This is a genomic window from Roseateles asaccharophilus, assembly GCF_031458115.1.
Classification (GTDB): domain Bacteria; phylum Pseudomonadota; class Gammaproteobacteria; order Burkholderiales; family Burkholderiaceae_C; genus Pelomonas; species Pelomonas asaccharophilus_A.
On the sequence record NZ_JAVDXV010000001.1, the window covers coordinates 85,653 to 111,310 of the forward strand.

24 protein-coding genes are annotated in these 25,658 nt (G+C 68.8%); 17 read left to right on the forward strand and 7 right to left on the reverse strand.

Going from position 1 to position 25,658, the window contains the following annotated elements; translation table 11 throughout:
- Window positions 1-2 precede the first annotated feature (2 nt).
- From J2X21_RS00385 to J2X21_RS00405, 5 genes are all read left to right on the forward strand, one after another.
- On the forward strand, window positions 3-419 hold the full coding sequence (locus J2X21_RS00385; protein WP_310323499.1) for a hypothetical protein: 417 nt from the start codon (window positions 3-5) through the stop codon (window positions 417-419).
- 108 nt (window positions 420-527) lie between these two features.
- On the forward strand, window positions 528-704 hold the full coding sequence (locus J2X21_RS00390; protein ID WP_310323502.1) for a hypothetical protein: 177 nt from the start codon (window positions 528-530) through the stop codon (window positions 702-704).
- Between the two features lie 53 nt (window positions 705-757).
- Entirely contained in the window at window positions 758-961 is a 204-nt protein-coding gene (locus J2X21_RS00395) for a hypothetical protein (protein WP_310323504.1), read from the forward strand.
- Window positions 962-1,000: 39 nt separating this feature from the next.
- Window positions 1,001-2,776 (forward strand): ABC transporter ATP-binding protein, encoded by a 1,776-nt coding sequence (locus J2X21_RS00400; RefSeq protein WP_310323507.1) that lies wholly within the window; start codon window positions 1,001-1,003, stop codon window positions 2,774-2,776.
- Between the two features lie 28 nt (window positions 2,777-2,804).
- Complete coding sequence (locus tag J2X21_RS00405; protein WP_310325396.1) at window positions 2,805-4,526, forward strand: ABC transporter ATP-binding protein; 1,722 nt, start codon at window positions 2,805-2,807, stop codon at window positions 4,524-4,526.
- Here the strand turns inward: J2X21_RS00405 and J2X21_RS00410 are convergent.
- Window positions 4,523-5,764: a patatin-like phospholipase family protein gene (locus J2X21_RS00410; protein WP_310323511.1), complete on the reverse strand. Its 1,242-nt coding sequence runs from the start codon at window positions 5,762-5,764 to the stop codon at window positions 4,523-4,525. The two genes, J2X21_RS00405 and J2X21_RS00410, sit on opposite strands and share 4 nt — an antisense overlap.
- Window positions 5,765-5,783: 19 nt before the next feature.
- Entirely contained in the window at window positions 5,784-6,407 is a 624-nt protein-coding gene (locus tag J2X21_RS00415; RefSeq protein WP_310323513.1) for a phasin family protein, read from the reverse strand.
- A gap of 174 nt (window positions 6,408-6,581) precedes the next feature.
- Here J2X21_RS00415 and J2X21_RS00420 point away from each other — a divergent pair, with 174 nt between their 5' ends.
- From J2X21_RS00420 to J2X21_RS00435, 4 genes are all read left to right on the forward strand, one after another.
- Window positions 6,582-8,573: an SDR family oxidoreductase gene (locus J2X21_RS00420; protein ID WP_310323515.1), complete on the forward strand. Its 1,992-nt coding sequence runs from the start codon at window positions 6,582-6,584 to the stop codon at window positions 8,571-8,573.
- A gap of 55 nt (window positions 8,574-8,628) precedes the next feature.
- Window positions 8,629-12,291, forward strand: coding sequence for a M48 family metalloprotease (locus J2X21_RS00425; protein ID WP_310323518.1), 3,663 nt, complete (start codon window positions 8,629-8,631; stop codon window positions 12,289-12,291).
- 63 nt (window positions 12,292-12,354) lie between these two features.
- A complete protein-coding gene (locus J2X21_RS00430; RefSeq protein ID WP_310323520.1) occupies window positions 12,355-12,897 on the forward strand; it encodes a GNAT family N-acetyltransferase in 543 nt (180 codons plus the stop codon).
- Entirely contained in the window at window positions 12,894-14,126 is a 1,233-nt protein-coding gene (locus J2X21_RS00435) for a saccharopine dehydrogenase family protein (RefSeq protein ID WP_310323522.1), read from the forward strand. The genes J2X21_RS00430 and J2X21_RS00435 overlap by 4 nt, the downstream gene beginning before the upstream one ends.
- A gap of 36 nt (window positions 14,127-14,162) precedes the next feature.
- Here J2X21_RS00435 and J2X21_RS00440 read toward each other — a convergent pair whose 3' ends face one another.
- The 4 genes from J2X21_RS00440 to J2X21_RS00455 form a co-directional block, all read right to left on the reverse strand.
- The gene (locus tag J2X21_RS00440) at window positions 14,163-14,621 is read right to left on the reverse strand and encodes a DUF1203 domain-containing protein (RefSeq protein WP_310323524.1); all 459 of its coding nucleotides are present in this window, start codon (window positions 14,619-14,621) and stop codon (window positions 14,163-14,165) included.
- A gap of 228 nt (window positions 14,622-14,849) precedes the next feature.
- Window positions 14,850-15,341, reverse strand: a complete 492-nt coding sequence (locus J2X21_RS00445; RefSeq protein ID WP_310323526.1) for a hypothetical protein — start codon at window positions 15,339-15,341, stop codon at window positions 14,850-14,852.
- Window positions 15,342-15,393: 52 nt separating this feature from the next.
- Window positions 15,394-15,864 carry an outer membrane lipoprotein gene (locus J2X21_RS00450; protein WP_310323528.1) on the reverse strand — a complete coding sequence of 157 codons (471 nt, stop codon included), beginning with the start codon at window positions 15,862-15,864 and terminating at the stop codon, window positions 15,394-15,396.
- Window positions 15,865-15,975: 111 nt separating this feature from the next.
- Window positions 15,976-16,533 (reverse strand): HNH endonuclease, encoded by a 558-nt coding sequence (locus tag J2X21_RS00455; protein ID WP_310323529.1) that lies wholly within the window; start codon window positions 16,531-16,533, stop codon window positions 15,976-15,978.
- 353 nt (window positions 16,534-16,886) lie between these two features.
- Here J2X21_RS00455 and J2X21_RS00460 point away from each other — a divergent pair, with 353 nt between their 5' ends.
- The 8 genes from J2X21_RS00460 to J2X21_RS00495 all read left to right on the forward strand — a co-directional run bounded on the left by J2X21_RS00460 (window position 16,887) and on the right by J2X21_RS00495 (window position 25,433).
- Complete coding sequence (locus J2X21_RS00460; protein ID WP_404666540.1) at window positions 16,887-17,609, forward strand: TetR/AcrR family transcriptional regulator; 723 nt, start codon at window positions 16,887-16,889, stop codon at window positions 17,607-17,609.
- Window positions 17,610-17,647: 38 nt separating this feature from the next.
- Complete coding sequence (locus J2X21_RS00465; protein ID WP_310323531.1) at window positions 17,648-19,438, forward strand: acyl-CoA dehydrogenase C-terminal domain-containing protein; 1,791 nt, start codon at window positions 17,648-17,650, stop codon at window positions 19,436-19,438.
- Window positions 19,439-19,475: 37 nt separating this feature from the next.
- Complete coding sequence (locus tag J2X21_RS00470) at window positions 19,476-19,901, forward strand: DUF2147 domain-containing protein (protein WP_310323534.1); 426 nt, start codon at window positions 19,476-19,478, stop codon at window positions 19,899-19,901.
- Window positions 19,902-19,984: 83 nt separating this feature from the next.
- Window positions 19,985-22,381 (forward strand): 3-hydroxyacyl-CoA dehydrogenase/enoyl-CoA hydratase family protein, encoded by a 2,397-nt coding sequence (locus J2X21_RS00475; RefSeq protein WP_310323536.1) that lies wholly within the window; start codon window positions 19,985-19,987, stop codon window positions 22,379-22,381.
- 9 nt (window positions 22,382-22,390) lie between these two features.
- Entirely contained in the window at window positions 22,391-22,894 is a 504-nt protein-coding gene (locus J2X21_RS00480; protein ID WP_310323538.1) for a DUF4442 domain-containing protein, read from the forward strand.
- A gap of 11 nt (window positions 22,895-22,905) precedes the next feature.
- Window positions 22,906-24,120: an acetyl-CoA C-acyltransferase gene (locus tag J2X21_RS00485; protein ID WP_310323540.1), complete on the forward strand. Its 1,215-nt coding sequence runs from the start codon at window positions 22,906-22,908 to the stop codon at window positions 24,118-24,120.
- A 4-nt stretch (window positions 24,121-24,124) separates the two neighbouring features.
- A complete protein-coding gene (locus J2X21_RS00490) occupies window positions 24,125-24,658 on the forward strand; it encodes a DUF1569 domain-containing protein (protein ID WP_310323542.1) in 534 nt (177 codons plus the stop codon).
- A 10-nt stretch (window positions 24,659-24,668) separates the two neighbouring features.
- Window positions 24,669-25,433, forward strand: coding sequence for an enoyl-CoA hydratase (locus J2X21_RS00495; protein WP_310323544.1), 765 nt, complete (start codon window positions 24,669-24,671; stop codon window positions 25,431-25,433).
- A 2-nt stretch (window positions 25,434-25,435) separates the two neighbouring features.
- Here J2X21_RS00495 and J2X21_RS00500 read toward each other — a convergent pair whose 3' ends face one another.
- Complete coding sequence (locus J2X21_RS00500) at window positions 25,436-25,597, reverse strand: DUF1328 domain-containing protein (protein WP_293800107.1); 162 nt, start codon at window positions 25,595-25,597, stop codon at window positions 25,436-25,438.
- Window positions 25,598-25,658: the final 61 nt, after the last annotated feature.

The window sequence follows — 25,658 nt, forward strand, 5'->3', positions numbered from 1 at the left end:
CCATGAAAGCCTTCAGACCCGTTCCACTGGACATCAAGACGCGCGAGGGCCTGCTGCAGCAGGTCCGGATCGCAGAGCGTTTCGGCAAGGTATGGCGTCAGACCATTACAGCCTTCGCCGTTCTTGCGCTGTTGATTGGCGGCCGGTTGTTCTTCCCGGCTGGTCTGGGCGAGCCTGCCGACAGTTGGTTCGCTATTGTTGTGTTGGCTGTCGGTGCCATGCTCACGATATGTGCGATTCGCTACAACTGCCCGAACTGCAAGGTGCCGGCGTCCGGAACGGAATGGCGGTTGTTTTCAGGCAAGGCTGTCAACAAAGGGCTGCATCCGTTTCCGCGCAGGTGCAAAGCCTGTGGCGCCTACCTCTCCGTGCGGGCCTTGCGCCGAGATGCAGGCACCCTTTGGGACGACGTCGCTTGAGGGCGACGTAGCTTGCCCGAGATCCGCTCAGTAGATCCAGTTGCGTCGTGGATGGCGGTCCGTGTTCCCATGCCGTCGGCCGTTCCCCAGTCTCACACACACTCCCGCATGCTCGCCGCCTTCGTGCGCAAGCACTGGCGCGCCGACGGTGCTGCTGCGGCCATGCTCAGCGACATCTCCACACTGACCGTCTGGATCCCGCGCCCATCGGCCATGTCCGAATTCGACGCTCTCGCGGTGCAGGCTGGGCCGGTGGTTCGGCGCCAAGACGCGACTTCGCACTGACTTCACCGAGCGGGCGTACGCTGCACTGTCTCGCAGCACCCAAGGAGCCCGTCATGAAGTGGGCACAAGCAGCAGCTTCCGTCCGTCTTGCCAGCTTCGTGCTCAGCGCCGCCTGCTTCGGCCTGGCCTGGCGCATGACCGAACTGGGCGCGGCGGGGTTGGAGGACATCCCGCCGCCGTTCATCCTCGTGTCGGGCCTGGCCGGCATCGCCTGCCTGCTGGTGAGCGTCTGGGGCCGATACCCACGCCCCAGCTGACATTCCCTGGAGGCGGCCGGGCGACACTCCGCCCTTCGCATGCTGTCAGCCGCCTCCACATCCACCTCCCTCACCCGCATGCTCGGCGCCTTCGTGCGCGAGCACTGGCGCGCCTATGCGTCGGCCGCGGCCATGCTCAGCTGCATTGCGGCGCTGACCGTCTGGATCCCGCGCCAGGTGGGCCATGTCGTCGATGACCTGGTCGCCGGCGGGCTCAAGGGCGATGCGCTGCTGCGCCAGCTGGGCCTGCTGGTGCTCGCCGGTCTGATCATCTACCTGCTGCGCGTGGGCTGGCGGCTGGCGCTGTTCAAGGCGGCCTTCCACCTTGGCGCGCGGCTGCGCACGCGGCTGTTCGCGCGGCTGGCGCTGCAGGGGCCGGCCTACTTCCAGGGCCAGCGCACGGGCGACCTGATGGCGCTGGCGACCAACGACATCGACGCCGTCGAGATGGCCGCCGGCGAGGCCATGCTGGCCGGCTTCGACGGCACGCAGACGCTGCTGCTGGTGCTGGCGATGATGACCATCGCCATCGACTGGCGGCTGGGCCTGGCAGCGCTGCTGCCGTTTCCGCTGATGGCGCTGGCGTTCTGGTGGATCTCCAAGCACCTGCACGCCGCCGCGCAGGATTCGCTGACCCGCTTCGGCGACCTGAACCAGCAGGTGCAGGAAAGCTTGGCCGGCGTGCGCACGCTGCGCGCGCTGGGCCTGGTGAACCGCAGCGAACAGCGCTTCGGCGAGCTGGCCGGCCACGCGGCCGAGGCGGCCTTTCGCTCGCAGCGCTGGGAGGCCGCCTACGAGCCGGCGGTGGGCATGACACTGGGCGCGGCGACGGCCATTGCATTGGCGGTCGGCGGCTGGCTGGTGGCGCAGCGCGAGATCAGCATCGGCCAGCTGACCGCGTTCACGATGTATCTGGGCCAGCTGATCTGGCCCATGTTCGCGGCAGGCTGGGTGCTGGCGCTGCTGGAACGCGGCCGTGCCGCGTGGACGCGGCTGGCGCCGGTGCTGGACGCGCCGCTGACGCTGGCGGACGAGGGCAGGGCGACCGTGCCCGCGCAGGCCGAACTGCGCGGAGAGGGGCTGAGCTTCAGTTTCCCCGGCGCGAAGCGGCCGGCGCTGGAAGACGTTGACGTCGCGTTGAAGCCCGGCAAGACGCTGGGCATCGTCGGCGCGACCGGCGCCGGCAAATCCACCTTTGTGCGCCTGCTGCTGCGCCAGTCGGAACCCGATGCGGGACGGCTGAGTCTGGGTGGCGTGCCGCTGCCCGACCTGCCGCTGGCAAGCCTGCGCGCCCACATTGCGTGGGTGCCGCAGGAGCCTTTCCTGTTCTCGGCGTCGGTCGCCGAGAACATCGCGCTGGCAAGGCCCGGAGCGACGCCCGCCGACATCGAGGCCGCCGCGCGGCTGGCGGCCGTGCACGACGACATCCAGCGCCTGCCCAAGGGCTATGCCACCGAGGTGGGTGAACGCGGCGTGACGCTGTCCGGTGGCCAGCGCCAGCGCGTCGCCATCGCCCGCGCCTTGCTGAGCGATGCGCCGCTGTTGGTGCTGGACGACGCGCTGTCGGCCGTCGACACCGGCACCGAGACGGCCATCCTGGATCACCTGCGCGAGCTGCGTGCGGCGCGGCCTGACCGCAGCGTCATCGTCATCGCGCATCGGCTGTCGGCGGTGATGGATGCCGACGAGGTCATCGTGCTGAAGCAGGGCCATGTCATCGAGCGCGGCACGCATCAGCAGTTGCTGGAACTGGGCGGCTGGTACGCCTCGCAATGGCGCTATCAACAGATCGAGGCCAGCCTTGAAGCCGAATGAACGACCCTGGCAGAGCGTCGGGCTGCTGATGGAGTCGGCGCGGCCCGAGCGCGCTCAGCTGATCCGCGGCGGCCTGTGGCTGCTGCTGGCCGCCGGGCTGGAGGCGCTGGCACCCATTCTCGGCAAGCGCTACATCGACGAATACCTGCTGCCCGGCCACTACGACATCGGTGCGATGGCCGTGTTGCTGGCCTCGGTGCTGTTGACCGGCTGGGCGTCAAGCTGGATACGCTATGCCCAGCTGTCGCGCATGGCGGGCGTGGCGCGGCGCTCGGTGCTGCGGCTGCGCGAGCGCGTCTACGCGCATGTGCTGGCGCTGCCCATGGCCTTCTTCGACAAGGCCATCACCGGTCAGCTGGTCAGCCGCGTCACCAACGATACCGAGGCCGTGAACCAGCTCTACCGCCAGGTGCTGTACGTGATGCTGGACTCGTCCATCGTCGTCGCCGGCTCGCTGGTGGCGATGGCCTTCCTGGACTGGCGGCTGATGCTCATCGTCGCGACGCTGGTGCCGGCCATGGTGCTCATCATCCTGGGCTACCAGCGGCTGTCGGCGCCGGCGGTGGCGCGCACGCGCCAGCTGCGCAGCGACATCAACGCGCAGATGGCCGAGAGCATGGCCGGCATGGCCGTCCTGCAGGCGGCCGGCGCGGCGGGGCGCTTCGGCGCGCGCTTCGAGTCGGTCAACGCCGAGCACCGGCTGTCGCGCATCGCCGAGCTGCGCGCCAACGCGTGGCTGCTGCGCCCGGCGCTGGACCTGCTGAACGTGCTGCTGCTGGTCACTGTCATCTACGGCTTCGGCCGGCGCGAGCTGTCGGGGCTGGAGGTGGGCCTGCTGTACGCCTTCCTGGCCTACATCGCGCGCGTGGTCGAGCCGCTGATCCAGATCACGATGCAGTTCGGCCAGCTGCAGCAGTCCATGGTGGCTGCGTCGCGCGTGCGGGCGCTGCTGGAGGAAGACGAACACCGTGGGCCGCCGCAGGATGGTTCACCCGTCTCGCAGGGCGCGATCCGCATCGAGGATTTGTCTTTCGGCTACGACCCGGCGCGGCCCGTGCTGCAGCACATCGCCGTGGACATGCCCGCCGGCACGTTCACCGGCATCGTGGGTCACACGGGCAGCGGCAAGAGCACGCTGCTGTCGCTGCTGCTGCGCTTCTACACGGCGCAGGCTGGCCGCATCACCGTGGACGGCCAGCCCTTGTCCAGCGTGCCCGATGCGGCCTTCCGCGACGCCGTGGGCCTGGTGCCGCAGGAGCCTTTCCTGTTGTCGGCCAGCGTGCGCGACAACATCGCGATGGGGCGGCCGGGCATCACCGAAGCGGCCATCCAGGCCGCGGCCCGCGACGCGCGTGCACACGACTTCATCGCTGCGCTGCCGCAGGGCTACGACACGAAATTGGGCGAGGGCGGCGCCCGCGTGTCCAGCGGCCAGAAGCAGCTGCTGGCCATGGCCCGCGCGCTGGCCGGCTCGCCACGCATCCTGTTCCTCGATGAGGCCACCAGCAATGTCGACAGCGAGACCGAGGCCCGCATCAGCGCGGCGCTGGCGGCGCTGCACGGCCGCGTGACGGTCATCGCCATCGCGCACCGGCTGTCCACGATACGCGCGGCCGACCAGATCCTGGTGCTCAACCACGGCCGGCTGCAGGAGCGCGGCCGGCATGACGAGCTGATGGCCGTCGAAGGCGGGCTGTATCGCCGCCTCGTGGAACTGCAGACGCTGGAAGAGGCCGAAGACGAGGCCTAGCCGGCGCGGGCTTCCAGCACGCTGAGGGAGCCCCGCAGCGACCGCAGCGCCTGCTCCATGCGCGTCTCGCCCGGTGCGGGCAGCAGCCGGGCCTCGCGGTTGGCCAGCACGTCCTCGCGCAGCATCAGGCCGGCGCGGGCGAACTGTGGCTTCAGCGTGGCGGCGCGCTCGCGCAGCAGCTCGCGCGTGGCCTGGTAGGCGTGCTCCGCCAGGCGGCGACGCTGGCCGTAGCTGAAGGTGTTGGCCAGGAAGATCTCGGCATCGCGCGGGTCGGGCTCAAAAAGCAGGATGTCGGTCTGCGGATGGGTCAGCTCGTAGCCCTTCATGCCCAGTTCCAGCCGCGAATGGATCAGCGATCGGAAGGTCTGCGCCAGCACCAGCGGCAGGCCGCCGTCCACCAGCCGGTGGATGCGCGGCTGCAGCGCGCGCTGCGCCGGGCGGCCCAGCTTGTGGGCCAGCTTCTTTGCGCGGCGCGAGCGCGCGTCGCGCGGGCCGCGGCGGTCGCTCTCGAAGGGCACCAGCGGGTTCAGGCAGATCAGCAGGTCCAGTCCGCGGTCCAGCAGCACGGAGGCGTGCAGCGTCTTTTTCAGCGCGCCGTCCACGTAGTGCCGGCCGGCGATCTCGACGGGCGGGAACAGCCCCGGCAGCGCGGCGCTGGCCTGCACGGCCTGGGCGATGGGCACATGGTCCCAGCCCTTGCTGCCAAAGGGGATGGCTTCGCCCGTGTCCAGGTCCGTGGCCACCAGCACCAGGCGCCGGCTCAATTGCCGGAAGTCGTTGGTGCGGCCGGGCTCGGCGAACACGCGTTGCAGCGCATCGCCGAAGCGCTCGCTGCTCAGCAAACCGGTGGGCAGCACGCGGCCCAGCCGTTCGACGGCACCCAGTGTGGAGCGGCCTTCCAGCAGCACCTCGCGGGCGGCGTCGGCCAGCAGGCGCGGCAGCAGGCGCAGGCGTTCGCCGAACTCATGCCAGGCCGGCTGCAGCAGCTCGGCGGGATCGAAGTGGTCGGGCGCGGCGGCGCTGTTCTCGATGAAGGCCGCGCACAGCTGGCGCGGCGTCATGCCGTTGGCCAGGCCAGCGGCGATGAAGCCGCCGGCGCTGACGCCGATGTAGCCGTCGCAGGCGGTGAAGTCCAGGCCGTTGACGGCCTCCTCCAAAGCACAAAGGGCGCCAACTTCATAGATGGCGCCCAGTGGGCCCCCGCCGGCCAGGGCCAGGCCAATCCTGGCTTGGCGCATGGTCAGACGCTAGGAGGGATCAGGCCTGGGCCGCGGGCGCGGCGGCCTTCTTGGCGACCGGCGCCTTTTTGGCCGGGGCGGCCTTCTTCGCGACAGGCTTTGCGGCAGGCTTGGCCGCGGCCTTCCTGGCGGGCGCGGCAGCGGGCTTGGCGGCCGGCGCCTTCTTGGCCGCAGCGGCCTTCTTCGCCGCGGGCTTCTTGGCCGGTTCGGCACCGGTGGCCTTGGCCAGCGCGTCGATGCGCTTGATCAGCGCGTCGATGTCGCCCTTGGTGGGCACGCCCAGGCCTTGCAGCGCCTTGGCCACGCGAGCTTCGAAGATGGATTCCAGCTTGTCCCAGTGCTGGCCGGCCTTGGCGCCGACGTCGCCGGCCACGCCACTGACCTTGCTGGCCACCGCGCTGAGCTTTTCCTCGGCGGCGGACTGGGTCTTCTTCTGCAGCTTCAGGCCTTCGGCGACCAGCGCCTCGAAGACCTTGCCGCCTTCGCCCTGCGCCTTGGCGAACGAGGCCAGGCCGGCGGCCCAGATCTGCTGGGCGCTGTCCTTGATGTTCTGCGCCATCGCGCCGTCGAGCAGGCCTGCCGGGAAGCCGGTGGCGGCTGCGGCCTTCTTCTTGTCAGCCATCTTCTGGAGCTTCTTGACCATGGGTGTCCTTTCGAGTGTGCGAATTCGCGAGGGGCACTGTAGCCGCCGCATGCCCCATCGGCACGGGCGTTCCTAGTGGCAGCGCTCTATGCCGGCCCTCGGGAAAGTGCGCAGCGGTGCGCCTCTGACGCTGGTGAAGAATGGGGCAAACCCCCACATAAGCAGGAGACCCGCATGCAGTATTTCGTCACTGGCGCCACCGGCTTCATCGGCAAGCGGCTCGTCAAGAAGCTGCTGGCACGGCGCGGCAGCACGGTCCACTTCCTGATGCGCGAGGAGAGCGCCGACAAGCTGCCGGGCCTGCTGGCCTACTGGGGCGTCTCCAAGACCCGCGCCATCCCCGTCTACGGCGACCTCACCAGCAAGAAGCTGGGCGTGGCCAGCGACGTCATCAAGAGCCTGAAGGGCCAGATCGACCACCTGTACCACCTGGCCGCCGTCTACGACCTGGGCGCCGACGAGGAGGCGCAGGTGGCCGTCAACATCGAGGGCACGCGCTCGATGGTGGAGTTCGCGCAGGCCATCGACGCCGGCCATGTGCACCACGTGTCATCGATTGCCGCGGCCGGCCTGTACGAAGGCGTGTTCCGCGAGGACATGTTCGACGAGGCCGAGAACCTCGACCACCCGTACTTCATGACCAAGCACGAGAGCGAGAAGATCGTGCGCAAGGAGTGCAAGCGGCCGTGGACGGTCTACCGCCCCGCGCTGGTGGTGGGCGACTCCACCACCGGCGAGATGGACAAGATCGACGGGCCGTACTACTTCTTCAAGCTGATCCAGCGCATGCGCCAGATCCTGCCGCCGTGGATGCCCAGCGTGGGCCTGGAGGGTGGGCGCATCAACATCGTGCCGGTGGACTACGTCGTCGATGCGCTGGACCACATCTCGCACAAGGTCGGCAAGGGCCACGGCTGCTACCACCTCGTGGACCCCAAGGGCTACCGCGTCGGCGACGTGCTGGACATCTTCAGCAAGGCCGCGCATGCGCCCAAGATGAACCTGTTCATCAACGCGGCGCTGATGGGCTTCATCCCAAAGAGCGTCAAGAAGGGCTTGATGGCGCTGGCACCGGTGCGCCGCATCCGCAACGCGGTCATGAAGGACCTGGGCCTGCCCGAGGACATGTTCACCTTCATCAACTACCCGACGCGCTTCGACTGCCGCGACACCGAGGCCGCGCTGAAGGGCAGTGGCATCGCCTGCCCCGACCTGAACGACTACGCCTGGCGGCTGTGGGACTACTGGGAGCGCCACCTGGACCCGGCCCTCTTCATCGATCGTTCGCTGAAGGGCGCCACGGGCGGCAAGGTGGTGCTGGTGACCGGCGGCTCGTCGGGCATCGGCCTGGCCGCGGCCATCAAGTTCGCCGAGGCGGGCGCCATCACGCTGATCTGCGCGCGTGACCAGGCCAAGCTGGACGAGGCCGTCAGGGAGATCAAGGACAAGGCCGGCAAGCAGGCGCAGATCCACGCCTTCGCCTGCGACATCGCCGACGCGGAGGGCAGCGCCAACCTCATCGAGTGGTGCAACGGCTTCGGCGGCGTCGATTTCCTCATCAACAACGCCGGCCGCTCCATCCGCCGCGCCGTGGAAAGCAGCTACGACCGCTTCCACGACTACCAGCGCACGATGGACCTGAACTATTTCGGCTGCCTGCGCGTCACCATGGGGCTGCTGCCCGGCATGGTGGCCAAGAAGAAGGGCCACGTCGTCAACATCAGCTCCATCGGCGTGCTGACCAACGCGCCGCGCTTCTCGGCCTATGTGGCCAGCAAGGCGGCGCTGGACGCGTGGACGCGCTGCGCCGCCAGCGAGTTTGCCGACACCGGCGTCAGCTTCACCACCATCAACATGCCGCTGGTGCGCACGCCCATGATCGCGCCCACCAAGATCTACAACAACGTGCCCACGCTGTCGCCGGAAGAAGCCGCGGACATGATCGCCGAGGCCTGCATCAACAAGCCGGTGCGCATCGCGACGCGCCTGGGCGTGTCGGGCGAGCTGCTGCACGCGGCCGCGCCGCGCATCGCGCAGATCGTCATGAACACGTCGTTCCGCATGTTCCCGGACAGCGACGCGGCCAAGGGCGAGAAGGGCGGCAAGGGCAGCCTGTCACCGGAAGCCATCGCGCTGCAGCAGATGATGCGCGGCATCCACTTCTAGAACGAGTCACGCGCCCAAGGGCCAATCGAGCCCAGGCGCCATCAGGGAGGATCACATGCAGCAACCCGCACTGCCGGCTGTTGAGCCGGCGCCCGCGCCCCGCAGCTACCGTTTGCGCGCCTGGGGCGCCGTGGCCGCGCTGATCGGCTTTCTCGCCGCCTATTTCGGCCTGGCCGGCTGGTTCGGCTGGACAGCCTGGCGCCTGGCGCGCAGTGCCTTCGCCGGCCGTGACGATGCGCTATGGGCGTTGCTGGTCGCCGCCTGCGCGGCGCTGCTGGCGCTCTTCATGCTGAAGGCGCTGTTCTTCCGCCAGCGCCGCGGCGAGGATCATGCGCTGCCGGTCACGGCCGTGGAGCAGCCCGAGCTGTTCGCCGAACTGCACGCCATCGCCGATGCCGTCGGCGCGCCGCGTCCGCACCGGGTGCTGCTGTCGGCGCGCGTCAACGCGGCGGTGTTCTACGACCTGTCGCCGTTGAACCTGCTGTTCCCGACGAAGAAGAACCTGGAGATCGGGCTGGGCCTCGTCAACGTGCTCAACCGCAGCGAGCTGCGCGCGGTGCTGGCGCACGAGTTCGGCCACTTCGCGCAGCGGGCGATGGCAGTGGGCCGCTGGGTCTATGTGGCGCAGCAGATCGCCGCGCGGCTGGTGGCGCAGCGCGACATGCTGGACGGCTTCCTGCAGGGCCTGAGCCGCTTCGACTTCCGCGTGGCATGGATAGGCTGGATCCTGAGCCTCATCGTCTGGGCCATCCGCAGCCTGGTCGACAGCGTGTTCACCGGCGTGCAGCTGCTGCAGCGCAGCCTGGGCCGCGAGATGGAGTACGGCGCCGACGCGGTGGCCGTGGCGCTGACCGGCAGCGACGCGCTCGTGCATTCCCTCTACAAGCTGCAGACCGCCGACATCGATTGGGACCGCGCCGCCGGCCTGGCCAGCGAATGGAAGTCCAAGGAGCAGTGGGTGGGCGACCTGTTCGCTTTGCAGACCGCCATCTCCGACCGCACCGGCCGCATGCTGGACGATGCGCAATACGGCCAGGTGCCTGCGCCGCAGGGCGCCGGGCACCGGCTGTTCGACACCGCCGACAGCGCGGTGCCGCAGATGTGGCGCACCCACCCGCTCAACCACGAGCGCGAAGCCCGCGCCAAGGCCGACTACCGCGCCGGCGGCGTGGACGAGCGCAGTGCCTGGACGCTGTTTGCCGACGCGCCGGCGCTGCGCACGCAAGTCACGCGGCGGCTGTTCGAGATGCCGGAGTCCGCCCAGCCCATGGGCGAGGCCGAGCTGCAGAAGCAGCTGGACGACCGCTTCGGCGGCGAGCTGCTGCAGCCGCGCTACCGTGGTGCCTACCTGGGCCGCGCGTTGACCCGCCACGTGGCCACCCCGGCCGAGTTGGTGGGCGAGCTGCCAGATGCTGACGACGGCATCCAGCGCCTGGCCGCGCTGTACCCGGCCAGCCTGGGCGAGGCCGTGCGCCGCTGGCGCCGCATCGATGCCGACAAGGAGGCCGCCGAGCATGCGCGGCTGCTGGACGAGTTGCGCCGCCACGACCAGGTCGTGCGCCACACCCACCTCGCGCTGGCCCGCGCGCTGGGAGACGACAGTGAGGCACGCCTGCTCGCGCTGCTGGCGCAACTGCACTACGCCGAGCACAGCGTCGCCAACCTGCGTGATCTGCGCGGCGTGCTGGCCCACACGGTGCGCGTGGAGACAACGGGCCGGGTCAGTGACGCCGGCCGTCAACGCGTTGCTGATGCCGCCGGCCAGCTCTACCACGCGCTGCGTCAGGCCTATGCCGAGGCGCCCGACGTGCTGCTGGACGACGCCACGCGCAAGCGGCTGGGCGTCGAGAGCTGGTTTGCCGCTTTGGGCCAGCTGACGCTGAACCCGCCCGACCTCAACCAGCTCGGCGACTGGCTCAACGTCATCGACAGCTGGATGGATGCGGCCGAAAACGCCTTCGACCAGCTGCGCGGCGCCGTGCTGGGCGAGCTGCTGGCCGTGGAATCCCGCGTAGCCAGCCAGCAGCCCGATGCCGGCACGGCCTTGCCCGGCGTGCCGCGCAGCTACGCGACGCTGCTGGACGGCGCCGAGCGCCCGCGTGACCTGCGCCCCAGCCTCTGGGCCCGCTTCCTGGCCGCTCAAGGCCCGGCCGCAGCCACGGCGCGCATCGCCGTGGCGGGCGGCATCGTGGCTGGCGTGCTGGGTTTCGGCGGCGGCTACGGCAACATCGACGTCCAGGTGCTGAACGGCCTGGATCGCACGGTGCGCGTGCGCATCGGCGATGCCGCGGCCATCACGCTGCCGCCCTTTGGCAGCGCCGTCGTGGGCCATGCGCCGCAGGATGGCCTGACCATCCGCGCGGAGACCGAACAGGGCGAGCTGATCGAGGAGTTCAAGGAGGCGCTGGAGCCCGGACCCGGCCACCCGCTCTACAACGTGGCGGGCGCCGCACCGCTGGTTGAGTTGACCTACACCTACGGTCGCAACGCGACCGACCAGCCGCCGCGCGTGCTGGGCGCGCCGCGCTGGTCGAGCAGCGGCGCCGACATCTTCTTCGGCGATCCGCCGCACAGCGTGCAGGTCAAGGAGGGCCGTGTCGAGACGCGGCGTGTGCTCTACAGCGGTGCCGACGCCGTGCCGGGTCTGCAACTCAACCTGCTGCAGGACGACGCTGCCGCCGCTGAGCGCCTGGCGGCCCTGCACCTGAAATGGGACCGCCGCGAATCGCCCACGCGCATGGCCTGGCTGGCGCATCTGCGCGGCCAGCCGGCGCACGCCAGGCTGATGGCGGCCCTGCAGGAGCGCGAGCCCACCGGCATCGAACTGCAGCGCGAGCGTTTCGACACCTTGCCCGCCGACGAAGTGGCCGCACTGTGTGCCGAACTCGGTCAACGCGCCGCCGCGGCAGGTGCCGATGCCAACACGGTCTACCTGGCCGCCCGCTGCCGGCCCACCGACGGGCAGCGCCATGTGGCCATGCTGGCGGGCCAGCAGCGATTCCCGCAAAGCACGTGGCTGGCTTATGGCGCGGCCTGGGCCGAGGCCGGTGCCGCCAACTGGCGCGTCGCGCTGCGCCATTTCGAGCAGGCGCGCGGCGAGCCCACGCTGGCCCCGTTTGCGGCCATCGAGGCCAACCGGCTCCGTCGGCTGCTGGGCGAGGCGCAACTGCCTGCCGACGCGGAGCGCATCGGGCCGCACAGCCGGCTGCAGCAGGCGGTCGGCATGAAGACCGTGGCCGGCGTGGTGATTCAGCGGCCGGCCGCCTTTGAGAAGCTGGAAGCCGAGGCGCTGGACCAGGCGGTCGCCCTCAGTGACAGCCCGCACCTGCTGCGCCTGGCGGCCGCCTCCGAAGGAGCATCGCCCGAACTGCGTCGGCGCGCCGCCGATCTGCCGGCCGGCGCGGGACTGGACGGCGAGACCTACTGGATCACGCTGGCGCTGGCCGAACGCGAACGTCGGCCGGCGCCGCAGCTGGACGGGGCCGCTTTGCAGGGCCTCAAGCCCGAAGAGCGACCCAAGCTGGAGGCATTCCAGGCGGCATTGCGCAGCCCGGCGCTGCTGGCCGGCGCCGAGCAGCACCTGCAGGGCCTGTCGCCCGAACTGCGCGGTCAAGCCTATGCGATGGCCACGGTGCGGCTGGGCGAGGGCACGCCGGCTGGCTGGCGCGAGGGCGCGAAGCGGCTGCTGCTCAGCCACGAGCGGCCGTATTTCAGATAGCCCGCTGTCTGAACCACAATGCCCCGACCCGGCTGTGGCCGGGTCTTCTTGTTGGGAACCACCATGCTGAGAGGACAACGCGTCGGTCTGCGCCACGTGACCGAACAGGACCTGCCGTGGCTGAAGCGCGCCGTAGGCGACCCGCAGGTGTTCGGTCCGTTCGGAGGCACGCGCATGATGGCGCCGCACGAGGTGGACCAGCGCTGGAAGGAAAACGGCTTCGTCAGCGAGGACGTCGAGCGTCTGCTGATCTGCCACTTGCTCGACGGCAGCGTCATCGGTGACGTCGCGCATTTCACCGTGGCCCGCTACACGACGGCGCGCGAGATCGGCTGGACGATGGGCGATGTGGCGATGCGCGGCCAGGGGCTGGCGACCGAGGCGGCCGGGCTGCTGGTGGACTATCTGTTCGGCAACTGGCCGGTGAACCGGTTGTCCTGCGGCATGTCGGTGCACAACCATGCGTCGCGCCGCGTGGCCGAGAAATGCGGCTTCAAGCATGAAGGCGTGCAGCGCGGCATTGTCTTCGTGGACGGTGAGTATGTGGACTGCCACTCGCTGGCGCTGCTGCGCAGCGATTGGGTGGCCGCGAGGGCCAAGGCATGACGCAGGACCGCCGCGAGTTCGACCTCGTCGTCTTCGGCGCCACCGGTTTCACCGGCCGGCTGGTGGCCGAGTACCTGCATCTCAGCGGCGCGGCCGGCGTGCGCTGGGCCATCGCGGGCCGCAGCCTGGACAAGCTGGCCAAGGTGCGTGACGAGCTGCATCTGCCGCCGTCCGTCGCGCTGCTGAAGGCCGACGCGGGCGATGCGGACGTGCTCAAGCAGCTGGTGGCACGCACGCGCTGCGTCATCACGACCGTGGGGCCCTATCAGCTGCATGGCGAGCCGCTGGCGACCGCTTGTGCCGAGGGCGGCACGGACTATGTGGACCTGTGCGGCGAGCCGCTGTGGATGGCGCGCATGATCCCCCGACTGACGCCGCTGGCCGAGGCGAGCGGCGCGCGCATCGTGTTCTCCTGTGGTTTCGACTCCATCCCTTTCGACTTGGGTGTGGTCTATCTGCAGGCCGAGGCGCAGGCACGCTTCGGCGCGCCGCTGCCGGAGGTGCGCGGCCGCGTGGCCCGGCTCAAGGGCACGTTCTCCGGCGGTACCTTCGCCAGCCTGATGGAGACCGTCGAGGCCGTGCGCCGCGATCCGGCGCTGGTCAAGCAGATGGTCAACCCGTTCGCGTTGGCCGACGGTTTCAAGGGGCCCAAGCAGCCGAGCGGGCAGGAAGCGGACTTCGACGACTGGGTGGATGCCTGGTGCGGTCCCTTCGTCATGGCCACCATCAACACGAAGAACATCCACCGCAGCAACGCGCTGCGCGGCCACCCCTGGGGTCGCGACTTCATCTACAGCGAGAAGCTGCTGACCGGCAAGCCGGGGCAGGGCGACAAGGGGCGCAAGAAGGCCATCGCGCTGGCCCGTTTCACGAAACTGCAGAACCTGGCGCTGGGCTTCGGGCCCACGCGCTTCCTGCTGCGCCGCTTCGTGCTGACGCAGCCGGGCGACGGCCCCGATGCCGCCGCGCGCGAGGCCGGGCGCTACGAGGTGTGGTTCACCGGCCGCACCGACGAAGGGCAGCAGCTGCGCGCGGTCGTCAAGGGCGACCGCGATCCCGGCTACGGCTCCACCTGCAAGCTCATCAGCGAGACGGCCCTGTGCCTGCTGCAGAACGTGGGCCGCGACGCCACGCCCGGCGGCGTGTGGACGCCCGGCGCCGCGATGGGGCTGGCGCTGGTGCGTCGGCTGCAGCAGCGCGCGGGGCTGTCGTTCGAGATCGCGGCTTGAGCGTGTGGCGTCGGCGCGGGGGGGCGTGATGCTGTCTCAGTCGCGCCGGATCAGCGCCGCATAGCAGCCGCGGCGCGCGTAGTGCGCGTGAATGTAGTCGACCTCCGGTCGTGCCAGCAGCCGGGCTATGAGGGCTTCGGCCTCGTGGCCATCGGTGACGTCGGCGTCGACCATCATGCCGGCCGCGTCGAAGGCGCGCAGAGACAGCAGGCGGCGGCGCAGCGCGTCCGGCACCGTGTCGACGGCGTCGAATGCGGCGCCCGCGTGCTCGCGCACGAAGATCGCGTGGCGCGAGCGGTAGGGCGTGTCGGCGGGCTGGTGCTCGTGGTTGACCAGCAGCACGGTTTCGCTGGCGGTGGTGTCGCGCAGCTCGACGCGATCCGGCAGGCCTTCGCCATGCATGCGCAGCGCGCCGTGGCGGGCCAGCGCGGCGTCGTCCAGGCCGAACAGGTGGGCAAAGGGTTGGGCGGACAGCCCGGTGATGCGAAAAGACATGGCGTGCTCCAGGGAAGGGATGCACGCCATTCTTCTGACGCGGGCCGGCCGCGTCTGGCTGATAACGGACCTGCAGTTGCGGCCGCTTTCGGGCCGAGCGCCGGGCCGCTCCCAAGCCGGCCCGCTGTGGCGATGTGCTCGCGGCTCAATGCCGTGAGCATCGCCGTCCCCTCGGGGGACCGACCAGGCTCGCCCGCGTTCAGCGTGGCGAGACTGTGCGAGGGGTCGTCAGTCCCTGCCGGCAGGGCGCTCGAACGCGTTGTCCACCCAGGCCTCGGCGGCCGACTGGTTGAATCGGAAGTTGGCGCCGACCTTGACCTTGGCCAGCGGCTCGCCGGCGGCGTCGAACGCGGCCAGCCAGGCGTAGGGGTCGTCCTCGGCGGGCACGATCTCCAGCGTGACCTTGATCCAGTTGCCGTCGCGCGCGACGTACAGCGCCTTGTTCAGCTGCGCGTGCAGCTGCTGCTCGTGGCGGCGGATCACCTCGGAGGCCGTCTTCACCAGCGTGTTGAACGCGGCGGTGTCCAGCGGCTTGGGGTTCTTCTTGTCGCGGCCCATGGTCCAGGGGCCCACCAGCGCCGGCTCGCTCTCGCCGGCCTTGAACATCGCGACGGCCCAGCCCTCGTCGTCCTCGTTCTTGATGACCTGGGCGGTCCAGCCGTTGTCGCGCCACAGGCGGGGCTCATGCAGGGGTTCGTCAAGGTCGGCGGTATCGGACATGGAAACAGAAATGGCGGGACAGAGCCCGCCATTGTCGTTGCGCGGCAGCGAGTCAGCCGTTGGTGGCCGGCTGAACGGCCGGGGCGCGCGTGATGCGGGTCTTGCCGCCGGTGGTCACGAGGACGACGGGATCGCCGGCGTTGAAGCTCTCGGTGCCCTTGGCCTGCACGATGGAGCGGCGCTCGCCGTTGCGCAGCTGCACGATGATCTCCAGCGCGTCCTCGCGCGTGGCCGAGCGCTCGATGGCATTGCCGATGACGGCACCGGCAACGGCGCCGATCACGCCCACGATCTGGCCTTCGCGGCGGCCGCCCACCGAACTGCCGGCGATGGCGCCGGTCACGCCACCGGCCACGCCGCCGATGCCGCTCTGCGAGCCGTCCACGACGACCGGGCGGGACGACAGCACGGTGGCGTCCTGCACCTGCGCCAGGCGCTGCGCGTCACCGCGCTGGACGACGTCGGGGCTGGTCGTGGAACACGCCGACAGCGCCAACGCGGCGGCCAGGGTGAGGGAAGTCATGAGCTTGGACATTCGAATACTCCTCGTGGGCAAGACAGCCGCCCAACGTGTCCAATTGTCCTGCCGTTGACGGTCTGAGGCCCGCTGCTACAACTCTTTACGCCGAGAAGGTCAACCGTGCAGGCGGCTTGACCTCGGCACGCTGGCGAGCAGGAATTCCATCTGATCGGCCAGGATGCGGCGGCCGCGCAGGATCATGTCCTCGTGCAGGCTGGGCACATAGGGCAGGTACAGCAGGCTCATGTGCGCCTCTTCGGGCAGGCGGTTGCCCTTGCGGCCGTTGCAGGGGCGGCAGGCGGTGATGCAGTTCATCCACGTGTCGTGGCCGCCGCGCGACGTGGGCTGGATGTGCTCACGCGTCAGGTCTTCGGGCAGGCAGCGGTGGCCGCAGTAGGCGCAGACGAAGCGGTCGCGCGCGAACAGCTTGGTGTTGGAAAGCGCCGGCGCCTGCCGCCAGGCCCGGCTGGGCACGGCGCCGCGCACGGCAATGATGGCGTGCACCTCGATGCGCGATTGCCGCCCGGTGATGCGCTGCAGCCCGCCGCGCAGCACCTGGCAGGGCTCGCCCAGCGTCCACGCGACGCCGTCGCAGGCGTAGATCACGGCCGCTTCACGGGTCGTGATCCAGGCCTGGGGCCGGCCGGAGACATCGAGTTGGAGCACATCCACTGGGCTTACCTCCAGCCCGGAGCCTAGCGAGAACCGAGCCAGCGCTCAAGCGTGAGTGCATGACAGTGGCGCTTCGGCTCTGGCCGTGTGTTTGGGGCCGAGCGCCGGGCCGCTCGCAAGCCGGCCCGTCTGGCGATGTGCGTGCGGCTCAATGCCGCATGCATCGCCGTCCCCTTGGATGGGCGGCTGGGCTCGTCCGCATTCAGCGGCACGAGACCAGACGAGGGGCTAGGGTTTGCGCTAGGTTCGCGGGACTATTAGGCACAACACCCTAGGAAATCGCTGGGGCAAGCTGGCGTTGTCGCGGAAGCGACCTGCAAAATAGAACGACCGTTCGTTTTATTCTTGCCGTCGTGTCCACGCTTCCCGTCCCTGCCAAGAAAGCCGCTCCGCTGCGCGCCGCCAAGCCGGCGCGGGTGGCGCGCTCGCTGCAAAAGGGCCAGCAGACCCGTGCGGCCATCCTCGACGCTGCCCTGGGCCTGGCCTCGCACATGGGCCTGGAAGGGCTGTCCATCGGCGCGCTGGCCGATGTGACGGGCATGAGCAAGTCGGGCGTCTTCGCCCACTTCGGCTCGCGTGAGGAACTGCAGATCGCGGTCGTCACCGAGTACCACGCCAAGTTCGAAGAGGAAGTCTTCTTCACGGCCATCCGCGAGCCGCGTGGCCTGCCGCGGCTGCGCGCGATGTTCGAGCGCTGGGTGCGCCGCGTGTCGGTCGAGGTCGACTCGGGCTGCATCTACATCTCCGGCGCCGTCGAGTTCGACGACCGGCCCGGCCCCGTGCGCGATGCGCTGGTGGCCATGGTCAAAGCCTGGCATGCGGCGCTGCAGAAGGCCATCCAGCTGGCCATCGCCGAGGGCCACCTGAAGGCCGATGCCGACGTCGAGCAGATCTGCTTCGAGCTGCACGGCCTCATCCTGTCGCTGCATCACGACGCGCGCTTCATGCGCATCCCTGGCGCGCTGGCCCGCGCCGGCATCGGCTTCGAACGCACGATGCAGTACTACGCCACACCCGCCGGTCTCGACATCGAGGCCGGCCGCAAGACCCCCAAGACCGGCGCCGCGCGGCGCTGAACCGATCACCCATTCATTGACCGCCCAGGAGTATCCCGATGCCCCAGTACACCCCGCCCATGCGTGACATGCAGTTCGTCATGCACGAGCTGCTGAACGTCGTCGACGAACTGAAGATGCTGCCCGGCCACGAGGACATCGACGCCGACACGATCAATGCGGTGCTCGAGGAAGGTGGCAAGTTCGCGGCCGAGGTCATCGCCCCGATCAACCTGAGCGGCGACGCCGAGGGCTGCACGCTGGACAAGGCCACCCACGAGGTGACGCCGCCCAAGGGCTTCAAGGAGGCCTACAAGCAGTACGTTGAAGGCGGCTGGCCGGCGCTCTCCTGCGACCCGCAGTTCGGCGGCCAGGGCCTGCCGCACCTGGTGAACCAGTTCTTCTACGAGATGCTGAACTCGGCCAACCAGGCCTGGACCATGTACCCGGGCCTGTCGCACGGCGCCTACGAGGCGCTGCATGCCCACGGCACGCCCGAGCAGCAGGCCACCTACCTGCCCAAGCTGACCAGCGGCGAGTGGACCGGCACCATGTGCCTGACCGAGCCGCACTGCGGCACCGATCTCGGCATGCTGCGCACCAAGGCTGAACCGCAGGCCGACGGCACGTACAAGATCACCGGCGCCAAGATCTTCATCTCGGCCGGCGAGCACGACATGGCCGAGAACATCATCCACCTGGTACTGGCCCGCCTGCCGGACGCGCCCCAGGGCAGCAAGGGCATCTCGCTGTTCGTGGTGCCGAAGTTCAACGTGAATGCCGACGGCAGCCTGGGCAGCCGCAACAACATCTTCTGCGCCGGCCTGGAGCACAAGATGGGCATCCACGGCAACTCCACCGCGCAGATCGTGCTGGAGAACGCCGTCGGCACGATGGTGGGGCAGCCCAACAAGGGCCTGGCCGCGATGTTCGTCATGATGAATGCCGCCCGCCTGGGCGTGGGCAACCAGTCGCTGGGCCTGACCGAAGTGGCCTACCAGAACGCCGTGGCTTACGCAAAGGACCGCGTGCAGATGCGCGCGCTCTCCGGCCCCAAGGCACCGGACAAGCCGGCCGACCCCATCATCGTGCACCCCGACGTGCGCAAGATGCTGCTGACCGCCCGCGCCTTCGCCGAAGGCGGCCGCATGCTGCAGGCATACACGGTGCTGCAACTGGACAAGGCACTGAAGTGCGACGACGAGGACGAGCGCAAGGAAGCCGATGCCGAAGTCGCGCTGCTGACGCCCATCATCAAGGCCTTCATCACCGACAACGGCTGGCTGGCCACGTCGCACTGCATGCAGGTGTTCGGCGGCCACGGCTTCATCCACGAATGGGGCATGGAGCAGTTCGTGCGCGACGCGCGCATCAACATGATCTATGAAGGCACCAACACCATCCAGTCTCTGGACCTGCTGGGCCGCAAGGTGCTGGGCAACAACGGCGCCACGCTGAAGAAGTTCGGCAAGAAGATCGCCGCCTTCATCGAGGAAGAGGGCACCGTTGAGGCCATGCAGGAGTTCGTGAACCCGCTGGCCGACCTGGGCGACAAGGTCAACAAGCTGACGCAGGAAATCGGCATGAAGGCTTTCGGCAACCCCGACGAGGTGGGCGCCGCGGCCGTGGACTACCTGCGCGTGGTGGGCCACATGACCTTCGCGTTCTTCTTCGCCCAGGCCGCCAAGATCGCGCTGGCCAAGAAGGACAGCGGCGACCCGTTCTACACGGCCAAGCTGGCCACGGCGCGCTTCTACTTCGCCAAGCTGCTGCCCGAGACGGCCTCGCTGATCCGCACCTGCCGCGCCGGCCTGTCTCCGCTGATGGAGATGGAAGAAGCCCTGTTCTGAACCTGATCGATTCACTGGACGACAAGGACAACGCCCGATGAAATCCCTGTTCGCTGTTGCACTGCTGCTGCCCACGCTTGCGCTCGCGCAAACCACCCCGGTGGGCCTTTGGAAGACCATCGACGACGACGGCAAAACCGCGAAGTCGCTGGTCCGCATCAGCGAACAGGGGGGCACCCTGGTCGGCAGCATCGACAAGCTGCTGGATCCCAACGCACCGGCCGACAGCAAGTGCGACAAGTGCACCGACGACCGCAAGGACAAGCCCGTGCTGGGCCTGCAGATCATCCGCGGCGTGAAGCCGGATGGTGACGGCGTCTGGGGCGGCGGCGAGATCCTGGACCCCAATAACGGCAAGACCTACCGCACCCGCTTGAAGCCGGTGGACGGAGGCAAGAAACTGGAGATGCGCGGCTACATCGGCCCCTTCTACCGCACGCAGACGTGGATTCGCGTCGAGTGACAAATCAGTTGGGGACAGAGCAGTCGGGCAAGTCCGCCTGGTCAGTCCCGCAAGCTCAACAGAGTCTTTAGGAGTAAGAACCCATGAGTCGTTTCCAAGTCCGCAAGGTCGCCGTGCTCGGCGCCGGCGTGATGGGCGCGCAGATCGCCGCCCACCTCGTCAACTGCAAGGTGCCGGTCGTGCTGTTCGACCTGCCCGCCAAGGAAGGTGCCAAGAACGGCATCGTGACCAAGGCCGTCGACGGCCTGAAGAAGCTCAAGCCCGCGCCGCTGGGCGACTCGGCTGAAGCCGCGCTGATCCAGCAGGCCAACTACGAAGAGCACCTGGAAGTGCTGCGTGGCTGTGACCTCATCATCGAGGCCATCGCCGAGCGCATGGACTGGAAGCTCGACCTGTACACCAAGATCGCGCCCTTCGTGGCCCCGCACGCCATCGTCGCGTCCAACACGTCGGGCCTGTCGATCACCAAGCTCAGCGAAGTTCTCCCCGAAGAAATCAAGCCGCGCTTCTGCGGCATCCATTTCTTCAACCCGCCGCGCTACATGGCGCTGGTCGAGCTGATCAACACGCCGACCACGCAGCCGGAAATCCTGGACCAGCTCGAAGCCTTCGTCACCACGTCGCTGGGCAAGAGCGTCGTGCGCGCCCACGACACGCCCAACTTCGTCGCCAACCGCGTCGGCATCGCCGGCATGATGGCCACGATGATCGAGGCCGAGAAGTTCGGCCTGTCGGTCGACGTTGTCGACGACCTGACCGGCAAGAAGCTGGGCCGCGCGTCGTCGGGCACCTTCCGCACCGCGGACGTCGTCGGCCTGGACACGATGGCCCACGTCGTCAAGACGATGCAGGACAACCTGAAGGACGACCCGTTCTACAGCACGTACGCCACGCCCAAGGTGCTGGCCGGGCTGATCGAGAAGGGCGCGCTGGGTCAGAAGACCGGCGCTGGCTTCTACAAGAAGGTCGGCAAGGACATCCAGCGCCTGGACTTCGCCACGGGTGAGTACGTCGCTGGCGGCAAGAAGGCCGACGAGATCGTCGCCCGCATGCTGAAGAAGCAACCGGCCGACCGTCTGAAGCTGCTGCGCGAAAGCACCAATCCGCAGGCGCAGTTCCTGTGGGCCATCCTGCGCGACAGCTTCCACTACGCCGCCGTGCACCTGAACACCGTGGCCGACACCGCGCGCGAGATCGACTTCGCGATGCGCTGGGGCTTCGGCTCGCAACAAGGCCCGTTCGAGCTGTGGCAGGCCGCTGGCTGGAAGCAGGTCGCCGAGTGGATCTCGGCCGACATCGCCGAAGGCAAGACCCTGTCCAACGCGCCGCTGCCGGCCTGGGTCACCGAAGGCCCGGTCGCCGAAGCCGGTGGCGTGCACACGCCGCAAGGCTCGTGGAGCGCCGCTGAAGGCAAGTTCAAGCCGCGCAGCGAACTGCCGGTGTACTCGCGCCAGGCCTTCCGCGAAAGCCTGCTGGGCACCGGCGCCGCCGACCCGCTGAAGTCGGGCACCGAGCTGTTCAAGAACGACGAAGTGCGCGTCTGGACGCTGGACGGCAAGGTCGTCATCGCCTCCATCACCGCCAAGCTGCACCTGATCAGCCCGGCCGTCACCGAGGGCCTGTTGAAGGCCGTCGAGATCGCCGAAGCGGACTACCAGGGCCTGGTGATCTGGTCGCCGGACGACGTGTTCTCGGCCGGCGCCAATCTCGAGAGCCTGATGCCCGTCTTCATGAAGATGGGCAGCAAGGGCATCGCGCCGGAAGAGAAGAAGCTGCAGGACATGATGCTGCGCCTGCGCTACGCCAGCGTGCCGGTCGTCGCCGCGATGCGCGGCCTGGCGCTGGGCGGCGGCGCCGAGCTGGCCGTGCACTGCGCACGCCGCGTCGCGCACGTCGAGAGCTATGTGGGCCTCGTGGAAGTGGGCGTGGGCCTGATCCCCGGCGGTGGCGGCCTGACCTACATTGCCCGACGCGCCGCCGAGATGGCCGCGGCCGGCAATGCCGGCGCTGACATCCTGACCTTCCTGAAGGACGGCTTCCTGACGGCTGCCACGGCCAAGGTCGCGACCTCGGCGCACGAAGCCAAGAAGAACGGCTTCCTGCTGGACAGCGACGTGATCGTGCCGCACAAGGACGAACTGCTGCATGTGGCCACGGCCACCGCGCTGGGCATGGCCGAAGCCGGCTACCGCCCGCCGCACAAGGCGCTGTTCCCGGTCGCCGGCCGCAGCGGCATCGCGACGATCAAGGGCCAGGTTGCCAACATGCGTGATGGCGGCTTCGTCAGCGCGCACGACTACCACCTGGCCGCGGCGATCGCCGACGTGGTCTGCGGTGGCGAGGTCGAGGCCGGCTCCCTCGTGACGGAGGAGTACCTGATGGCGCTGGAGCGCAAGCACTTCTGCTCGCTGCTGGACAACCCCAAGACGCAGGAACGCATCATGGGGATGCTGCAGACCGGCAAGCCGGTGCGCAACTAAGCACAGGCCATGAACCGGCTTCAACGCACGCTCGCCAAGCTGGACGGCTTGCCGTCCCCGCTGCGTGGGCCTGCGCGCAACTTCGCGCTGCGGCGCGCGGTGCCCTTTACGGGCACTGCGTCGCTTGATTTTGTGGCGCTCACCCCTGAGCGCAGCGAGATCCGCGTCGCGAACAAGCGCCCCGTGCAGAACCACATCAAGGGCGTGCACGCCGCTGCCATGTCGCTGCTGGCCGAAACGGCCACCGGCATGGTGGTGGGCATGAACGTGCGCGACGACTGCCTGCCGCTGTGCAAGTCGCTGCAGGTGAACTTCCGCAAGCGCGCCACCGGCGGCCTGGTCGCCAAGGCGCACCTGACGGCCGCGCAGCGCTACGCGATGGCGAACGAAATCAAGGGTGAAGTCACCGTCGCCGTGACCGTGACCGACGAAGCCGGCATCGAGCCGATCGAGTGTGAATTTGTCTGGGCCTGGGTGCCCAAAGAGACATCTAAAAACAAGCCCCAGGCTTGAAAGGAACCAACATGAGCAAGCAAGTCCAAGACGCCTACATCGTCTCCGCCACCCGTCTGCCCATCGGCAAGAGCGGCCGCGGCTACTTCAAGAACACCCGCCCGGACGAGATGCTCGTCAAGGTCATGCAGGCCGTGCTGGCGCAAGCCCCGGGCCTGGACCCCGCCGCCATCGAAGACGCCATCGTCGGCTGCTCCTTCCCCGAAGGCGAGCAGGGCATGAACATCGCCCGCGTCGCCTCGGTGCTGGCCGGCCTGGGCCCAACCATCGGCGGCGTGACGATCAACCGCTACTGCGCGTCCGGCATCACCGCCGTGCAGATGGCCGCGGATCGCATCCGCGTCGGCGAGGCCGACGTGATGTTCGCCGGCGGCGTCGAGTCCATGTCCATGATCCCGATGGGCGGCAACAAGCCCAGCCTGTCGCCGCTGATCTTCGAGCGTGACGAAAACATCGGCATCGCCTACGGCATGGGCCTGACGGCGGAGAAGGTCGCCGAGAAGTGGAAGATCAGCCGCGAAGCGCAGGACGCCTTCTCGGTGGAATCGCACCGCCGCGCCGTGGCCGCCATGCAGGCCGGCCACTTCGACGCCGAGATGACGCCGTTCGACGTCATCGAGCGCACGCCCAACCTCGCCGACGGCACCGTCAACACCAAGACCCGCACCGTCAAGCTCGACGAAGGCGCGCGCCCCGACACGTCGCTGGAAGGCCTGGCCAAGCTCAAGCCCGTGTTCGCCGCCAAGGGCAGCGTCACCGCCGGCAACAGCTCGCAGACCTCCGACGGCTCGGGCGGCCTGCTGATCGTCAGCGAAGCCGCGCTGAAGCGCTACAACCTGACGCCGCTGGCCCGCTTCGTGTCATTCGCCGTCAAGGGCGTGCCGCCCGAGATCATGGGCATCGGCCCCATCGAAGCCATCCCGGCCGCGCTGAAGGCCGCCGGCATCTCGGCCAAGGACCTGGACTGGGTCGAGCTGAACGAAGCCTTCGCCGCACAGTCGCTGGCCGTGCTGAACGACCTTGACAGCAAGGGCATCGAACTGGACCGCGCCAAGGTCAACCCGAATGGCGGCGCCATCGCGCTGGGCCACCCGCTTGGCGCCACGGGTGCCATCCGCGCGGCCTCGGTCATCCATGGCCTGCGCCGCACCGGCGGCAAGTACGGCATGGTCACGATGTGCGTGGGCGCCGGCCAGGGCGCCGCTGGCATCTTCGAACGCCTGTAAAGCCATGAACCGCCGCCGCGCGCTCAAGACCACCACGGTGTTGCTCGCAGCGGCGCCGCTGGCCGGCTGTTCCGGCCAGCTGAAGACCTTCACGACCTGGAAGCAGGCGCAGCAGGCCGTGCTGGAGCTGCTGTTCACGCCCCAGGTGGTGCTGGGCAACCCCTGGAACCTGAGCCAGGTGTTGCAGCACCTGGCCCAGAGCATCGAGTTCTCGATGCAGGGCTTCCCGGCGCTCAAGGGCGCCTGGTTCCGCTCCTCCATCGGTTCGGCCGCGTTCGCCGTGTTCAACGCGCGCGGCCAGATGAGCCATGACCTGGCCGAGCCCATCCCTGGCGCGCCCGCGCTGGATGCATCACAGACGCTGAAGACCTCCGTGCAGCGCCTGCTGGACTCGATGGACGCGTTTGCCCGATTCAACGGTACGCTGCGGCCTCACTTCGCCTACGGCGAGCTGACCAAGCCGCAGTACGAGCGAGCCCATTTGATGCACTTGGCGAACCACTGGACCCAGTTCCACGCCAAGACTGCCACTGCCTGAGGACCGCACCATGACCATCAAGACCTACACCGTCAACGGCGTCGCGACCATCGAGATCGCGCGTCCCGAGAAGAAGAACGCGATCACGCAGGACATGTACCAGCAGATGGCCGATGCGCTGCGCGCGGCCGATGCCGCGGCCGACGTGCGTGCCCTGCTGATCACCGGCCAGCCCGGCATCTTCACGTCGGGCAACGACCTGGAGGACTTCATGGGCCGCCCGCCGCGGGGCGAGGACGCGCCGGTGTTCCAGTTCATGCACGCGATGCTGGACTGCAGCAAGCCCATCGTCGCCGCCGTGACCGGCGCGGCCATCGGCATCGGCGCGACCATGCTGCTGCACTGCGATCTGGTGTTCGTCGCCGACGATGCGCGCCTGGCCATGCCCTTCGTGGGCCTGGGCCTGGTGCCGGAGTTCGCGTCCAGCCTGGTTGTGCCGCAGCTGATGGGCAACCGCCGCGCGGCCGAGAAGCTGCTGCTGGGCGACCCGTTCACGGGCGAGCAGGCCGTGGAATGCGGCATCGCCAACGGCGTGTTGGCCGGCAGTGAGGTGTTGAACCACGCGCGCCGAGTGGCCGAGCGCTTCAACAATCTGGCGCCCGGCGCCGTGCGCCAGAGCAAGCAGTTGATCCGCGAGCCTCAGCGCGAGGCCGTAAAGGCGGCCATCGCGCGTGAGGCCGAGATCTTCAGCGCCCGGCTGCGCAGCCCGGAGGCCATGGAAGCATTCCAGGCCTTTTTCCAGAAGCGCAAGCCGGACTTCTCGAAGTTCTCCTGACGCTATCGACGGACCAGACCGATCAGCAGGCCGATGACGGCCAGGATCAGGAAGCCGTAGAACAGGATCTGGGCAAAGCCCGCCGCGGAGGCGGCGATGCCCGTGAAGCCGAACACGGCCGCGATCAGCGCGATGACGAAGAAGATGATGGCGTAACGCAGCATGGCGAACTCCTCAGGGTTGACGCCTTGACGGCGCATGCGTGCAGCGTAGGGGCGGCCCCGT

Excerpts from the sequence above, each read along its gene's own strand:
- J2X21_RS00385 (WP_310323499.1), top strand. The coding sequence starts at position 3 with ATGAAAGCCTTCAGACCCGTTCCACTGGACATCAAGACGCGCGAGGGC.
- J2X21_RS00390 (WP_310323502.1), top strand. The coding sequence starts at position 528 with ATGCTCGCCGCCTTCGTGCGCAAGCACTGGCGCGCCGACGGTGCTGCT.
- J2X21_RS00395 (WP_310323504.1), top strand. The coding sequence starts at position 758 with ATGAAGTGGGCACAAGCAGCAGCTTCCGTCCGTCTTGCCAGCTTCGTG.
- J2X21_RS00400 (WP_310323507.1), top strand. The coding sequence starts at position 1,001 with ATGCTGTCAGCCGCCTCCACATCCACCTCCCTCACCCGCATGCTCGGC.
- J2X21_RS00405 (WP_310325396.1), top strand. The coding sequence starts at position 2,805 with ATGGAGTCGGCGCGGCCCGAGCGCGCTCAGCTGATCCGCGGCGGCCTG.
- J2X21_RS00410 (WP_310323511.1), bottom strand. The coding sequence starts at position 5,764 with ATGCGCCAAGCCAGGATTGGCCTGGCCCTGGCCGGCGGGGGCCCACTG.
- J2X21_RS00415 (WP_310323513.1), bottom strand. The coding sequence starts at position 6,407 with ATGGTCAAGAAGCTCCAGAAGATGGCTGACAAGAAGAAGGCCGCAGCC.
- J2X21_RS00420 (WP_310323515.1), top strand. The coding sequence starts at position 6,582 with ATGCAGTATTTCGTCACTGGCGCCACCGGCTTCATCGGCAAGCGGCTC.
- J2X21_RS00425 (WP_310323518.1), top strand. The coding sequence starts at position 8,629 with ATGCAGCAACCCGCACTGCCGGCTGTTGAGCCGGCGCCCGCGCCCCGC.
- J2X21_RS00430 (WP_310323520.1), top strand. The coding sequence starts at position 12,355 with ATGCTGAGAGGACAACGCGTCGGTCTGCGCCACGTGACCGAACAGGAC.
- J2X21_RS00435 (WP_310323522.1), top strand. The coding sequence starts at position 12,894 with ATGACGCAGGACCGCCGCGAGTTCGACCTCGTCGTCTTCGGCGCCACC.
- J2X21_RS00440 (WP_310323524.1), bottom strand. The coding sequence starts at position 14,621 with ATGTCTTTTCGCATCACCGGGCTGTCCGCCCAACCCTTTGCCCACCTG.
- J2X21_RS00445 (WP_310323526.1), bottom strand. The coding sequence starts at position 15,341 with ATGTCCGATACCGCCGACCTTGACGAACCCCTGCATGAGCCCCGCCTG.
- J2X21_RS00450 (WP_310323528.1), bottom strand. The coding sequence starts at position 15,864 with ATGACTTCCCTCACCCTGGCCGCCGCGTTGGCGCTGTCGGCGTGTTCC.
- J2X21_RS00465 (WP_310323531.1), top strand. The coding sequence starts at position 17,648 with ATGCCCCAGTACACCCCGCCCATGCGTGACATGCAGTTCGTCATGCAC.
- J2X21_RS00470 (WP_310323534.1), top strand. The coding sequence starts at position 19,476 with ATGAAATCCCTGTTCGCTGTTGCACTGCTGCTGCCCACGCTTGCGCTC.
- J2X21_RS00475 (WP_310323536.1), top strand. The coding sequence starts at position 19,985 with ATGAGTCGTTTCCAAGTCCGCAAGGTCGCCGTGCTCGGCGCCGGCGTG.
- J2X21_RS00480 (WP_310323538.1), top strand. The coding sequence starts at position 22,391 with ATGAACCGGCTTCAACGCACGCTCGCCAAGCTGGACGGCTTGCCGTCC.
- J2X21_RS00485 (WP_310323540.1), top strand. The coding sequence starts at position 22,906 with ATGAGCAAGCAAGTCCAAGACGCCTACATCGTCTCCGCCACCCGTCTG.
- J2X21_RS00490 (WP_310323542.1), top strand. The coding sequence starts at position 24,125 with ATGAACCGCCGCCGCGCGCTCAAGACCACCACGGTGTTGCTCGCAGCG.
- J2X21_RS00495 (WP_310323544.1), top strand. The coding sequence starts at position 24,669 with ATGACCATCAAGACCTACACCGTCAACGGCGTCGCGACCATCGAGATC.
- J2X21_RS00500 (WP_293800107.1), bottom strand. The coding sequence starts at position 25,597 with ATGCTGCGTTACGCCATCATCTTCTTCGTCATCGCGCTGATCGCGGCC.